The following is a 422-nucleotide window of genomic DNA, read 5'->3' as shown; positions in this document are numbered from 1 at the left end:
AGTATAGGTAAAACAGATATCTATGTGGGACTTTAGACCTCAGGAGTGCTTTCAACTTCGAAATAAAATATCAGGCGAAGAAAAGAGACTAACCCATACAGAAAGCCAGTTGTTATTGCTCTTACTTTCGAATAAACATCGAGTCGTAACTAAGTCAGAAATTCACAAAAAAATTTGGCTAGGAAAATGTGTTTCAGATGCCAGTATCACACACAGTATTGCTTCATTACGTCTAGCTTTAAATGATACAGCGGAAGCGCAATGTATCATTCGAACCGTACCTAAAGCCGGCTACTTTGTCGCTGAGAATAAAATAGCTCTAGCTTTAACCAACCAAGACCAATCCTATACTGGGCGCCCTGATAAGATACGAGCTCTTAAACTTAGGTGTTCTTGGCAAGTTGGAGTAATACTTTTATTAG

At 38.6% G+C, this 422-nt stretch carries 1 protein-coding gene; it reads left to right on the top strand.

What is annotated here, in order from left to right; genetic code table 11:
- Window positions 1–22: 22 nt before the first annotated feature.
- The coding region (locus AB4496_RS28580) for a transcriptional regulator (protein ID WP_372133459.1) at window positions 23–422 on the top strand (400 nt) is incomplete at its 3' end.

Source organism: Vibrio sp. 10N.222.46.A1 (assembly GCF_041473595.1).
Classification (GTDB): domain Bacteria; phylum Pseudomonadota; class Gammaproteobacteria; order Enterobacterales; family Vibrionaceae; genus Vibrio; species Vibrio tasmaniensis_A.
Note: the sequence above shows the minus strand (reverse complement) of the source record. Positions and strands in the feature narration are given on the sequence as shown.